Source organism: Bacteroidales bacterium (assembly GCA_013314715.1).
In the GTDB taxonomy this organism is placed as follows: Bacteria; Bacteroidota; Bacteroidia; order Bacteroidales; family GWA2-32-17; genus Ch61.
Genome location: JABUFC010000056.1, coordinates 1 through 15,242, shown reverse-complemented (window position 1 = coordinate 15,242; position 15,242 = coordinate 1). Strand labels below are relative to the sequence as shown.

The following is a 15,242-nucleotide window of genomic DNA, read 5'->3' as shown; positions in this document are numbered from 1 at the left end:
TAAAGAATGTACTTTTTGTTTGTCATCCAAACCACCCAGCCAAATATGCCCAATCGCCTACAGCCACAAAGAATTTTTCGGGTTTTTTATATTTTTATTTAATGTACTTTTTGTATGGCGGGGGATAAATAATAGGAGCTAGAAGGCTAGAATCGCTATTGATACCAAAGATATTAAACTTTGTTCCAACAGCCCATGAACCCGCTTTCTTTCGCTGAATTTCTGATTGCGAAAAAGCTGCTTTGGTTGAAAAATGTTCATAATTAAGAATTCGTATGATGTTTATACCCAAGTGAGACATCCCTATATCATTCCGATAATACGATTTTGCTCCTTGGGGTACTATTTCTTTATTATCCGAATAAAAACCATTGTAAAGCTGAAAAAAAATATCGAAAATAAATTTTCGTGGATATAAATGCAATTGAACATCGAACCGTGTAGTAGTGCCATATTGACTATTGTCTTTTTTGCCATACGATAATAATCCTAATGATAAATCTACCCACTTATACGAACCTCCAATACCAAAACTTCCCCACGAATTGGGTTGATAATGTAAATTGTATTTCGATTTTGCAGTATAATATTCTATAGTGTTAATTTTGCTGGTTAGATAGCTATATAAGGTAGCATCATAAGGATGTTGACTAATAAAATTGGAGTCGGTTTGGGCTAAAAGTTGAGTTTGAATGAATAATAAACACGTTAAAAATCGTATCATTATTGCTTAATAAATTTTTGCCTAAAGTTATCGATTTCTATAAAATAAATACCACTTTTTAAATTTGAAATATTTATTTCATTTTTCGATTTATCTTGCATAATTAATTGCCCGTATATATCGTAAATTTTTACATTCAAAGTTTTTGAATTGCTTGATATATAAAGCTTTTCATGACATGGGTTGGGAAATAACGAAAATTGTGTGTTCGAAAGATTATCAATTCCTGTGGTGATTGTTCCAACTTTATTTACGATGTAGTTTTTGGGGTCGATGGTTAAGTTGGTTACATTAAATGGAATATGTATGGCAAAGTTTTGGTTATTGTATTGATGGTTGAAGCGAATGGTAGTATCTTGGGTGCCATTAGAAAATTTAATTTCTACGGGTAGATGGAAAAAAGGTGTAATGGTTGGAGCTGAGCTAATAGAGCTAAGTGTAAAAAAGAGGCTGTCGTTTACTTGATTCCAAACAATAGAGTAGGTGGGGTAACCTTCGCCATAGTACCATTCATCGAAGAATGTTGTAAAATCTATGCCAGTATAGTTGCTAACATAATTTTTAAAATCATCGCCGATAGCTGTTGAGTAAGCATGTTGTTGTAAAAAGCCTTTGAGAACATTGAAGAATATACTATCGTTATTAATGATATGCCGTATGGTATGAATGATAGCAGCTCCTTTTTCGTAGGTAAGGCGATAATCAAAAATCCTTGATTCGTCATTAACGTCGGCAAAAGGAATGTATATGCTTCCAGCGGGTGATGACATAATATCGTCATGAACGCCAACCATCCAGTTGTCGGCATCGTTTTGTGTCATTAAATATTGTTGTCCTAAATAATAAGTATAGGTAGCAAATCCTTCGTTTACCCATATGTCTTGCCAGTTGGCACAGGTAACATAATCGCCAAACCACTGATGCCCCAATTCGTGTATAATTAGTTCAAAATTAAACGACGATAGGGTTGTCATGGTTTGATGCTCCATGCCACCGCCAATGGGTGCAGTGCAATGTCCATATTTTTCTTGAGCAAAGGGATACAAACCATATAAATTCGATAAAAGTTCCACGAATGGTTTGGTGTTATCAATTTCAGCTTGAAAATAAGGTAAATAACCGGAGTTGTTATATACATAATGTTGAATAAGAATAGAATCGGCATAACCTTGAGGACGAGCGTATTGAATGTATTCTTGATAGTCGCTAATAGTGAAGCTGATTAGGTAGTAATCAATAGGGTAGTAGGTTTTCCATTCGTAACGAACCATATTATTGGGGAGTGTTACTGTATTTCGAAGCAATCCATTCGACCCTGCTTTAAGTGTGTTGGGGCAAGTGATAAAAATCCAAGCTGAGTCGGCTTTGTCGTTAAGGTCTTGTTTACATGGGAACCAGTCCATAGCATGGTATGATTCGCTCAATGTCCATGTTATTTTTACACCCCAACTAGGCGATTGACCATTTTTTATGCCTGTTCCACTTGATGTGCCATGATAAAAAACATCGGCTGTAAAATATTGGTTTTCGGCAATAGGTGTGCTGATTGGAATGTGAATTTCATTGTTGGTATGCGTAAACGCATATAATTGAGTATTTATTTTAACAGAGTCAACCGTTAGCGAAGAATGTAATTGAAGCATAAGTTCGTTGAGGGGTTGATTTACTACTTTCGCTTTTATACTCGCTTTACCAGATATAGTTTTGTTTTGATTAGTAGCATTAAGGTCGATAAAATAGAAGCAAACATCATAATTGTCGAGTAATGGATTTTTTGAATGCATTACTTTTTCAGCTTCATACGCTTTTTGTTCTAAGGGAATAATGTTCTGTAATTGCGAGAAGATTTGATTCGCTAATATTACATTAAGAAATAAAAATATTGATTTTTTCATATTTTGATAAATTTTATATTTTGATTAAGATGATAATTTGGAAGTAAAGGTTGCAAAAAAATTATTTCTATGTATATTTTTTTAGAAATACTTTAACGGTTCCGACAAGAATTTTGGCTTCGATGTAGATAGGTATTCGTTCGGAGCTTTGTGTAATCCATATGTCGGTATTCTCGCCGGCATGAAAAATGGTGCCTTCGAGCATGGCTGCTTTAATATGATAACAAGGAACCGTTTTGTTGTTTGATTTGAAGTTTTCTTTATTGATGAATCGCAGGTATTGTTTTTCCCATTTGTTATCAATAATTACTGTTAAGGGTACTATTTCGTTTGGTTTTAAATGCTCAAAATCGAAATTTCGAAATGCATAAATAGCGGTTAATAAATCGTATGCACAATTTGGTAAGGAAAGTGTGTCGTAGGTAAGTTTTTTTTTAGTGTTCTGGACTTTAGAAAATACAAGATTTTTATCGTAGTTAAATGTATATTCTTCAATTGCGAAATAATCACCCTCAATAGAATTTCGTAAATATGAAATGGGCATTAAAGGAGTTTGATAAGCTCTACTGATGAATGATTCACGAACTTTATATATCCAATCGTATTTTTCGTAAGAACTACCTTTGCTTGTGAATTTATAAACGGGCTTACCTTGGTACATCTCACTATCGACTTGAAAACTTACGTAACCGGCATCGATCCAAATAAAACCTAAATTATATTTAATGTTGTATTCAATTTTTTCACCACTTTTAAAAGTGTGGTTGGTATAAAAACACTGTGCTAACACCATGGAAGGTATTAGCACAGTGAAAAGGAGTAAATATTTTTTTGAAAACAGCATCAATGGTTGGTTTTCCCGATTTTGCTTTCGATGGAGGCAATTTTTCCTTCAATTCGGTTTTGAGTGTTTTTCCGAATATCGAATTTCACAGTAGAATAAATACGTTGGCTGTAAGGTTCAAGTATATGGTAGGCTTGATCTATGATGCTTAGGGCTTGATGAAGTTCGTCGGTTTCTACGATTGTACCCATTGCAGTGAGTTTGTAAGTATATCCGCTGTTTCGAACCATTTCAATGACTTTGCTTACGTATTCGGAAACGCTTCCTCCCTTATCGGTAGGAAATATAGCAAACTCCATTAATACAGACATAGCTTAATTAAATTACATGAGTGCATTAATTTTTTCTACAAATTTTGCTTTAGGAACTGCTCCTACTTGTTTGTCCACAACTTTTCCGCCTTTGATAAATAAAACGGTAGGAATATTGCGAATGCCAAATTGACCAGCTAATGAGTTATTGCTGTCAACATCTACTTTCCCAAAAACTACTTTGTCTGCATACTCTTCGGCTAATTCATGAATAATGGGGGCAATAAGTCTGCAAGGTCCACACCATTCAGCCCAAAAATCGACTACTACAAGTTTATCGCTTTTTAAAGCAATTTCATCGAAATTGTTTGAAGTAAATTCTATTACCATAATTGAATGTTTTTTTAGTTTGAACAAAGATAATGGAAAAAAAATATATCTGCAACGACAAAAAAAGCCCGCTTAAAATTTTGCGGGCTTTAAATAATTTTTAATTAAATTTCATCCGACTGCCGCTACCACTTGTTTTATAAAATATAATAGAAAATTCAACGCCTCCTTTATATTGACTGTAGGTTTTAAGTTTTGAGACATTAAAATCGTAACTAATACGATAAATGAAATTTCTATAATATAGTCCAACTTGTGTAATAACAGCATCATTGATACGATAAAATATTCCTCCCATAAGGTGCAAATCGCTCGATTCTAAAATGTAATGAGTTAAAATTCCGGGATTGAATTGCCAAACAGTATTTTGCTTCATGATAAGTAATTTTGGGTCGAGTGTGATTTTATCGTTAATTTCTACTAAGCTACCTGCATGGATGACATATCGGAGCGGTAAATGACTTTCTTCGCCTTCGGATAAGAAATTACTTTTAGGATATGTGCAGTGCATAACTGCTAAACCTCCATAGGGATGGTATTTTTTTGCATCATCGGTATTAATGTAAGCAAAACCAAAATTAACCTCGGGCATAAAGCGTTTACTCCGTTCAAACGTTTCACCACTTGGTAAATCGCTGTCAAAAGTTCCTTGATTGTATTGTTTGTCGTAGGTGTATTGGTTCAATTTTAGTGTTTTATAGATAAAGCCAGCCTGTAATCCAACCGATAAGTGATGTTTGTCTTGGTTGCCTATGGTAATATCATTTGCACCTGAAAGTACAAACGAGAAAGAGTTGAAAACTCTGCTGCTGTTATCATTTAGGATATATGCTCCAGCACCCCATTTCTGTTGTAAGTTCATGTCGTAGGCCAGTGCTGTACTTACATACGATTTTCGGGCAACGGCATCCCATTGGTTGCGGTATTGCTGAACAATCCTATATTTTAAGTTTTGCTTCATGCCCGTTAAGGCTGGATTTAATAAAACCGGAGAAGCATCATACTGGGACATTTGAACATCTTGTCCTAAAGTGGAGTTGAACATAAAAACAATGCTTATTCCACTTATAATCGATATAATGATATTCTTTTTCATAGCCTTAACGTATTAAAGTTACTTCTACTGAGAAATTATATTCTTTGTTGTTGACTGTAATTGCTTTTACAGTGCAAACATAAACACCAATCGGTTGCGGATCACCTTTATATTTTCCATCCCAACCTACATTCGGGTCTGTTGATTCGAATATCATAACCCCCCATTCGTTGAATACTCGGAATAGAATTTCTTTAAAAGGTCCTCCTCTTACATAAAGTGTATCATTGTTGTTGTCGCCATTGGGAGTAAAGGCACTTGGTAGAACAGGTGCATAAACTTCGTCCATTTTGATAATTGTAATGGTTTGAATGGCAGTGTCTTTACATCCAAACTCATTGCTAACTACTTCTGAAACAATGTAATTGCCCGGATACATATAAGTGTAAGTGGGGTCTTGGTTGGTTGAAGTACCAAAGTTGTCGCCAAAATCCCATTTCCATGAGTTCGCACCAGTAGAACCATCTACAAACTTAATGGGATTGTTAACTTGTAAATCGGTAGTTACAATATTGAACGACGCCTGTGGAACGTTATATACCGTAACTTGTTTAGAAATAGTGTCGCGACAGCCTTGAGCGGTTTGAATGCTTAAACTAACTGTATAGGTACTGGCATTATTATATAAATGTGATGGATTTTGAACATTTGCCGAGTTACCATCACCGAAATTCCATACCCATTGACTAATATTTCCGTATGCGAATTGGGTTTGGTCAATAAAGCGTACACTGTCGTATAAACAGGTATTGTTTACGTTAAAATCAGCATATACGTTGTAAATGGTAACATTAGTGTTAATAGTATCTGAGCAAATACCCGAAGTGCTAAGTATGAGTTGAACCTGATATGTACCTGTATCGTTGTAAGTATGAACAGGGTTTTGCAAATTACTAAAGTTGCCATCGCCAAAATTCCATGTCCAGTTATTGGGTGCGTTGCCGGCATATGTGCTTTGGTCTGTGAAAGTAGTAGTTAAATTTTGGCAGTTGTATGTATAAGATAAATTGCCGTTTAAATGTTGCATCGTTATGTTTTTAGAAATAGTATCGGAACAGAAAGGTGTTTGAACAATGAGTGAAACTTGATAAGTACCTGTGTCGGCATATAAATAGTTTGGATTTTGAGAGGTACTGGTGTTGCCGTCTCCAAAGTTCCATGTCCAGTTGTTGATGGTAGCCCCTAATGCAATGGATGAATCGGCAAAAGCAATATGATTGTTGTTACATAATTGGGTAAATCCAAAATTAGCCGTAATGTTTGAGGTGTTAATGGTTTGTTCAATGGTGTCTTTACAATTGGCAGAAACGCCAACAATTAGTTGAACATTGTACTGACCCGGTGTGTTATAAATATGACTTGGATTTTGATTGATAGAGGTATTACCATCGCCAAAATTCCATAACCAATTATTGATGGTGAATAATGGGTTGGCTGAGGAAGTGTCGGTAAAGGTAACGGTAAAGTTACTACAGTTATCGTTGTAAGTAAATCCTGCAATGGGTTTAGGATATACTTCAACTGGTTTGGTTATACTTGCGGTACAACCTGAGTCACTGGTTGCTGTTAATACAACATTATAAGTGCCAAAGCTTTGATAGAGATGGGTGGGGTTTTGTAAATTTGAAGTTACGGTAGTATCGCCAAAGTTCCAGTGCCAATTATTAATTTGACCGCCCTGAACTGAACTTTCATCAGTAAATTGAACTTCGTCTAAATAGCAATTGATGCTACTGCTAAAGTTGACGTTTGGTAGAGGATTTACGTAAATTTGTTGTTGAGTGCTGTAATCACAACCTAAACTCGATGTTACCGTTAATTGAACCGTATGTGTACCGGTGGTATTAAAGCTGAATGTTGGATTTTGGTTCAGATCGGTTTGGCTACCGTCAAAAGTCCATAACCAATTAGTAATAGTACCATTGGATACTATTGATTGATCGGTGAATTGTACATTGGCATTTAAACATGGAGTTGTATATGAGAAATTCGGAGTAATGGGTATAAGTAAATGGATAACGGTCGTATCGAAATCTGCCGGACAAATAGAATTTCCGGTAGTTTGAAGAATAATATTAACGGTTCCATTCAGTTGATCGGTTGCACTTGGTTCATATATCAAGCTAAGTGTAGTGTCGTTTGGATTAAAAGTTCCGCTTCCGGAGGTAGTCCAAATACCACCGCTTGCATTGGTAACACTGCCATTGATTGGTATTTGTGTGGTTCCACTGCATACAAAAATATCGGAACCAGCATTTGCAAGGGGTAATTGATGTATGGTAATATGAACGGTATCACGACCAGGCATGCAAGTACCGTTGTTGGTCGAAGTAAGAATTAAATCGACAGAACCATTGAGTGAGTCGGCTGAGCTTATTGTATAGATGTTGTTGAGCGATGTAGTATTGGGGAAGAACGTTCCTGAGCCCGTTGTTGTCCAAACGCCTGTGCTACTACCACCGGTAATAAAAGCTTGTAAAACTACACTAGGATTGGTTACACAAATTTCTTTATCGGGTCCGGCAAAAACAAAGGCAGAATTGGTAAAATGAATGGTCATGGTATCGCTTACTGCCAAACAGTTTCCATTATCGGTTGACGTTAAAACTAATTGTACACTTCCATTTGTAGTATCGGCATTTCCAAAATTGTATAAAGTGGATAGGCTTGTTGGATTATCAAAACCACCGTCTCCGAGTGTTGTCCATATACCTTGGGATGCACCACCTGAAATAAGACCATAAATATTTGTATTTGATCCTGTTATACAAACAAATTGATCTACTCCTGCATTTACAATGGGAGCTGGTGTAATAGTTATTTTCATAGTATCTTTTGCGGCAAGGCAACTTCCGTTACCTGTGGTTGTTAAGAAAACATTAACATTACCATTTGCAATATCGGCAGCAGAGGGTAAATATTGAGCGTTCATAGATGTATTATCAGGAATAAAGCTTCCGCTACCTGAGCTTGTCCATTGAGCACCAGTTGCTATTGTATAACTTCCGTTGAGTTGTACAAGTGAGTTATTAGCACAAACAGTTTGATCAGTTCCAGCATTTGCAGTAGGAGCAGGTGTGAAATTAACTTGTAGCACATCGTATGCAAAATTACATGCATCCGTTGCTGTTAAAACAAGTGTAACCGATCCAGTAGCTAAATCAGCCTGACTTGGAATATAAGTAGCATTGAGTGTTGTATTATTGGGTGAGAAAGTACCCGAACCCGAAGTTTGCCACATGCCTTGTGAAGCTCCACCCGTTACGGAACCATTTAATTGTACATTTCCGTTATTAGCACACAAAATTTGGTCAACTCCTGCATTTACAATACCAGGAGGAAGGATATTAATTTGCATGGTATCTGTAACTAAATTACAGTTTCCTATATTAGTCGCTGTTAATACTAGTGTAACATGTAAGTTTATAGAGTCTTGTGAACTTGCATGATAAACCGCATTGAGTGCTGTATTTGAAGGTGTAAAATAACCGGTGCCTGAGCTTGTCCAGAATCCGGTATTTGAGGCACCATATATTGTACCATTAAGTTGGATGTCTAAGTTATCCACACATACTGTTTTGTCAGATCCTGCATTTACATACGGAGCGTCGGTTATGGTTACATGAATGGTGTCTTTAGCTACATTGCAACTGTTTGCGGTTAAAATTAGCATAATGGAACCGGTTGCAGTATCACCATTCGATGGAATATAAGTAGCGTTTAAAGTATTGGCATTAGGTAAAAAGACACCACTACCAGTGGTTGACCAAGTGCCCGAGCTTGCACCACCGCTAACTTGACCATTAAGGTTAATGATAGCATTATTGGCACATACAGTTATATCATTCCCTGCATTAGCAATACCTGCAGGTAAGATAGAAATTTGCATACTATCTTTAACTGGAGAACAAATACCATTACTGGTTGAAGTTAAATACAAAGTAACTTGACCTGCAATACTATCTTGTGAACTAGCAATATAGTTAGTATTGAGCGAAGTAGGAGAGGGTGTAAAAGTTCCAGTTCCTGAGGTTGTCCATATACCTGTATTAGTAGGACCTGCAACATAACCATTTAATGGAACAGTAAGATTATCTACACATACGGTTTGATTTTGGCCTGCATCAACTATGGGAGCAGCAATAACATTAACAGTTAATTGATCAGAAACAGCATTACAAGTGCCATTTCCTGTGGTTGTTAGCGTGAGTGTAAACGTAGAATCATCGAGTTCGTTTGTGGTAGGGATGTAAGTCGTAGTTAAACTGTTAGCATTTGATACAAAACTACCTGAACCGCCTGACCATAACCCTCCTGAAGCAACTGACACTGTTCCATTTAAATTAACTACTGGATTATTGTAACAAATTGTTATATCGGAACCTGCATTGGCAGTAGGAGCAGGGGTATAATTTATTACCATAGTATCAGAAACTGCTAAGCATGTTCCATTTCCAGTTGAAGTTAAAATAAGCATTACTTGTCCATTGTTTAATTCACCTTGAGTAGGTGTATAAGTTGCTGTTAATATATTATTATTGGGACTAAATAATCCAAGACCATTTGACCATGTACCACCTCCTGCATTTTGAACTGTACCATTCAAGGTAACTAAATTATTATTGGAACATACCGTTTGATCGGGTCCTGCATTAACAACGGGTGCAGGTGTATAAAATATTCTAACAACATCACTTACAGCTAAACAACTACCATTGCCAGTTGAAGTTAAGGTTAAATCAACGTACCCATTAGCAATTTCAACTGCTGTTGGAGTATAAGTTGCATTTAATGTATTAGCAGATGGATTAAACACACCGCTACCACCACTCCATATGCCACCACCTGCATTTAAAATATTACCATTTAGTGTAGCATTTGCATTATTGGCACAAGCAGTAATATCGGAACCTGCATTAACTTGGGGAGCGGGTGTTATAAAAATGGTAACCTGGTCCGATTCAGATATACAATTGCCATTACCGGTTGTAGTTAAAGTTAAAGTTACTTGACCCGCAGCAATTTCAGCAGCAGTTGGTGTATATACGGCGTTCATGTTGGTATTGTTGGGCGAAAATGTTCCAGCTCCTCCACTCCATATTGCACCAGTAGATACAGTATAGCTTCCGTCTAAAGTTATAGCAGGATTATTGGCACAAACAACCTGATCTATTCCTGCATTTACAGTCGGAGCTGCGGTAAAAGTTACTACCATATTGTCACTAACGGGTAAACATGTTCCATTGCCCGTTGATGTTAATGTAAGAGTAATTGAACCGGATGCTATTTCACCAGCTGTTGGAATATAAACGCAGTTTAAACTATTATTATTAGGAATAAATTGGCCAAGACCACCTGTCCATTGACCTCCACTAGCACCACTTACAGTACCATTAAGCGAAACATTGGGATTATTAGCACACTTAATTTGATCAGGACCGGCATTAACTATTGGAGCCGGAGTTATGTTTATTTGCATATTATTGCTAACAGCAAAACAATTGCCATTACTTGTTGAAGTTAGTGTTAAATTAACAACACCAGCAGCAAGTTCCGCAGCAGTGGGGGTATAGGTAGCATTAAGTGTGGTATTACTAGGGTTAAACACACCACTTCCTCCGCTCCAAACTCCACCTCCTGCATTTTGAACGGTTCCTGCTAATGTAACGGTCGGATTATTAAAGCATGCACTCTGATTTGAACCAGCATTTACAACAGGTGCAGGGGTTATATTTACTAAAATTTGATCGCTTACAGCATTACAAGTTCCATTCCCAGTTGTAGTTAACGTTAAAGTTACTTGACCCGCAGCAATTTCAGAAGCTGAAGGAATATAAGTTGTACTTAATTGATTAGCTGAGGGTGAGAATGTGCCTAATCCACCACTCCACGTGCCTCCAGAAGCTACTGTTACACTACCATTGAGGTTAACATTAGCATTGTTGGCGCATACAGAAACATTAGGACCTGCATCTGCAGTTGGAGCTGGGGTAAATACAACACTCATCTGGTCACTAACAGCATTACATGTCCCATTGCCTGTGGTTGTTAGCGTTAGAGTTACTCCATTAGCAATTTCTTGAGCAGTAGGAGTGTATACGGCATTTAATGTATTTGCATTGGGCGAATAAATTCCTAGACCTCCCGACCATTGACCTCCGGATGCACCTATAACACTTCCATTTAATGTTATTGAGGCATTATTGGCACATTTTACTTGATCACTACCAGCATTTGCAATGGGGGCTTCGGTAAATGTTATTTGAACTTGGTCAGATACAGCTAAGCAATTGCCATTTCCTGTTGAAGTCAATGTTAAAGTCATAGAACCACTTGAGATTTCAGAAGGTGAGGGAGAGTATATCGTATTTAATGCAGAATTGCTAGGTGAATAAGATCCTAAGCCTCCGCTCCAAATTCCTCCACCAGCATTTTGTACGGAACCAAATAAGGTTACATTAGCATTATTTTTACAAACGGTGATATCCGATCCCGCATTAACAGTAGGAGCGGGTGTAATGGTAATGGTCATTTGGTCGGTTTCTGGGTTGCAAAGTCCGTTTCCTGTTGTAGTGAGTGTAAGTGTAACGGTTCCTGCAGCAATTTCCGCTGCCGATGGTGTATAAGTAGCATTTAATGTTGTATTGTTGGGTGTGAAAGTTCCTGTTCCTCCAGACCATTGTCCTCCTGAACATCCAGTAACTGTTCCGTTAAGACTCACAGTGGCATTATTGGCACAAACCGTTACATCGGTACCAGCATTGACAGTAGGTGCGTCGGTAAATGTAATAACGACATTGTCTGAAACGGCATTACAGCTTCCGTTTCCGGTAGTGGTGAGTGTAAGGTTAACAAATCCGTTGGCGATTTCCGCAGCTGATGGTGTATAAGTAGCTGTAAGTGTATTATTATTAGGGTTAAAAACGCCCGTACCTCCACTCCATGTTCCTCCTGTAGCGACGGTAACGCTACCGGCTAATGTAGTAACGGCATTGTTTTTACATTTAGTTTGGTCAGTTCCTGCATTGGCAGTAGGTGCTGGAGTAAATGTTATGTTAATATTGTCAGATACAGCATTACAATTTCCATTGCCTGTAGTAGTAAGCGTTAATGTTAGTGATCCACTAGCAATTTCGGCTGCCGAAGGTGTGTATTGAGTAGCTAAAGCATTGGCTCCGGGATTAAAACTTCCAGAACCTCCGCTCCATGTTCCTCCGGTGGCAACTGTAACTACTCCATTAAGTGTAACGGTAGGGTTATTAGCACAAACCGTAATATCCGAACCCGCATTAACAGTAGGAGCGGGTGTAATGGTAATGGTCATTTGGTCGGTTTCTGGGTTGCAAAGTCCGTTTCCTGTTGTAGTGAGTGTAAGTGTAACGGTTCCTGCAGCAATTTCCGCTGCCGATGGTGTATAAGTAGCATTTAATGTTGTATTGTTGGGTGTGAAAGTTCCTGTTCCTCCAGACCATTGTCCTCCTGAACATCCAGTAACTGTTCCGTTAAGACTCACAGTGGCATTATTGGCACAAACCGTTACATCGGTACCAGCATTGACAGTAGGTGCGTCGGTAAATGTAATAACGACATTGTCTGAAACGGCATTACAGCTTCCGTTTCCGGTAGTGGTGAGTGTAAGGTTAACAAATCCGTTGGCGATTTCCGCAGCTGATGGTGTATAAGTAGCTGTAAGTGTATTATTATTAGGGTTAAAAACGCCCGTACCTCCACTCCATGTTCCTCCTGTAGCGACGGTAACGCTACCGGCTAATGTAGTAACGGCATTGTTTTTACATTTAGTTTGGTCAGTTCCTGCATTGGCAGTAGGTGCAGGAGTAATATGTATTATCATTTGATCTGAAACAGCTAAACATCCTCCATTTCCGGTTGTAGTTAATGTTAAATTCACGGTACCAGATGACAGTTCAGCTGGTGAAGGTGTATATTGAGTATTTAAAGCGTTAGGTCCGGGGTTAAAACTACCCGTTCCCCCTGACCATGTTCCACCCGTTGCTACGGTAACAGCTCCACTAAGATTAACGGTAGCATTATTGGCACAAACGGTAACATCTGGTCCAGCATTAGCAGTAGGAGCGGGTGTAAAATTAATAACAATTTGGTCGGTGGCGGGGTCGCACGACCCATTACCAGTTGTAGTTAGTGTTAAGGTAATTGACCCACTAGCAATTTCTGCAGGCGTAGGTGTATAAGTTGCATTTAATGAGGTATTACTGGGTGAGAAAGTTCCACTTCCGCCACTCCATATTCCTCCTGTTGCTATGCTAATAGATCCAGATAAATTAACATTTGGGTTATTGGCACATACTGATTGATCAGGTCCAGCATTGGCAGTTGGGGCAGGTGTAATGGTTAATGTTAAGCTGTCTTTAACGGGATAACAATCTGAATTTGAGGTTAAATATAATTTTACACTTCCATTTAATATGTCTAATCCGCTAGGTACATAAGTGGCATTAAGGTCATTTGCATTGGGAATAAAAACTCCTGTTCCACTGGTTGACCATATACCGGCTGTTGCTCCTCCGGTTACACTTCCAGATAAAGATGCAGTTTGATTAGCACAAATAGTTTGATTTGAACCTGCATCGACAAATATTTTAGCAACAAATTCAGAAAAATATCCATAGCGGCAACCTGTTGTTGCTCCACCATTGATAAGTCCCATAGCAAAGAGTGATTCGGAATTGCTTATACTATAAGCAGTATTAATGGGAATTTCAGCTGTAGTGAATGTTTTTTTTGCAGCCGACCATTCGCCATTAGTACCGGGTACAATTTTAAAATCGGCTGGGGTTAGCGAAGCGGTTGCTGGGCTAAAAGTAAAAGCATCGATAGCTGAAGTTTTAACCAAAAATGTTAAAATAAATGTTTCATTTGAAGAACGTACAAATGAAACTTTACTACTTCCTGCACAATTTAATGAAGGTAAAATGGCAGATCCTAATTCACATCCAAAGCCTGTAATATGAGTAGCAATAACAGGTTTTGAACAATGAATATAAATCGAATTATTGGAGCTTGTATTAAGTGAGTCGATGATAATTTGATATGTTTCTCCTGCAAAAATAGTTGCTATGGGTGTGGTGCTTCCGTTTAAATATACTTTTGTGTTGTTTTGTGTTCCGGTTAAAATAACACTTTCTCTACCATTATTAGCTAATCCGCCTTTAACAGCAATGTAATCGGTTCCAGCAATATCAATAGGAATAATTTGGTCGCCAATTAAATCGTAGCAACCACCGGCTGGCACATCATGATCAGAGTCGTCTTTGTATGTTATAGCGATAGGTTTATCAGAAATAACAGAAGCTCCAGCGGGGTGATTAATAGGGTTTTGGTAGTAATCATTCATAGGTGCAGATTGTGCTGGAGTTAAGGCTGTAGTAGCGCACGAATAAGTTTGACCTTTGTTTAAGGTTATTGAGAATTGAGTATTAGCCGGATGTCCATCAACTAAAACGGGGCTGTATATAATGACATTTGTATTATCTTCGGTAGCGATAATGTCGAATGATGCAATAGCATAATCGACGGGTGTATTTGTAAATCGGTGGTTATAGAAATTTGGGTCTTTATGCATAGGTATATAGAATTCTGTACCTAAGCCATTCTCGCCTTTTAATGCAAAAATTTCATTGTTGTTAGTATTTGATACTTCGTAATATACTGTAATTTTATCGGTAGCTTGTATTCTTAAGCCTGTATTAATTACGGTATTGGTAGGGCGTGTTTCTAATTGGCTCCTAACCGAAGTTAAATCAACACGTTGTGAACTATTAGCTGGTAAGTTATATACGAGTGGTGTAAAGCTGCCATTGGCAGGCATAGAAACTGTAACAGTAGCCGGATTGTCTAGCGTTGTAATAAGCAAATATATGGGAAAGTTAGGTGGATTATGATATTCGGTTACATTGGGTGGAGCAAACCAAAAATCGGTTCCTACCTGTGCTTTAATGTTTGAAATTGAACAAACAAAAGCAATTGCAACGAGAAGTATTATTCGTTTCATAAAAAATATTTT

At 37.7% G+C, this 15,242-nt stretch carries 7 protein-coding genes; all 7 read right to left on the bottom strand.

Annotated features, from left to right (window positions below; genetic code table 11):
• Positions 1 to 94: 94 nt before the first annotated feature.
• The 7 genes from HPY79_11090 to HPY79_11060 all read right to left on the bottom strand — a co-directional run bounded on the left by HPY79_11090 (position 95) and on the right by HPY79_11060 (position 15,230).
• Positions 95 to 724, bottom strand: coding sequence for a DUF4421 family protein (locus HPY79_11090; GenBank protein NSW46347.1), 630 nt, complete (start codon positions 722 to 724; stop codon positions 95 to 97).
• The gene (locus HPY79_11085) at positions 724 to 2,619 is read right to left on the bottom strand and encodes a T9SS type A sorting domain-containing protein (GenBank protein ID NSW46346.1); all 1,896 of its coding nucleotides are present in this window, start codon (positions 2,617 to 2,619) and stop codon (positions 724 to 726) included. The genes HPY79_11090 and HPY79_11085 overlap by 1 nt, the downstream gene beginning before the upstream one ends.
• A 67-nt stretch (positions 2,620 to 2,686) precedes the next feature.
• On the bottom strand, positions 2,687 to 3,463 hold the full coding sequence (locus tag HPY79_11080) for a DUF3108 domain-containing protein (GenBank protein NSW46345.1): 777 nt from the start codon (positions 3,461 to 3,463) through the stop codon (positions 2,687 to 2,689).
• Positions 3,463 to 3,774, bottom strand: a complete 312-nt coding sequence (locus HPY79_11075) for an MTH1187 family thiamine-binding protein (GenBank protein ID NSW46344.1) — start codon at positions 3,772 to 3,774, stop codon at positions 3,463 to 3,465. Before HPY79_11075 ends, HPY79_11080 begins: the two co-directional genes overlap by 1 nt.
• 12 nt (positions 3,775 to 3,786) lie before the next feature.
• Positions 3,787 to 4,104, bottom strand: coding sequence for a thioredoxin (trxA, locus tag HPY79_11070; GenBank protein NSW46343.1), 318 nt, complete (start codon positions 4,102 to 4,104; stop codon positions 3,787 to 3,789).
• A 100-nt stretch (positions 4,105 to 4,204) separates the two neighbouring features.
• Positions 4,205 to 5,200 carry a PorP/SprF family type IX secretion system membrane protein gene (locus HPY79_11065; GenBank protein ID NSW46342.1) on the bottom strand — a complete coding sequence of 332 codons (996 nt, stop codon included), beginning with the start codon at positions 5,198 to 5,200 and terminating at the stop codon, positions 4,205 to 4,207.
• A 4-nt stretch (positions 5,201 to 5,204) separates the two neighbouring features.
• A complete protein-coding gene (locus tag HPY79_11060) occupies positions 5,205 to 15,230 on the bottom strand; it encodes a PKD domain-containing protein (GenBank protein ID NSW46341.1) in 10,026 nt (3,341 codons plus the stop codon).
• Between the last annotated feature and the right edge of the window lie 12 nt (positions 15,231 to 15,242).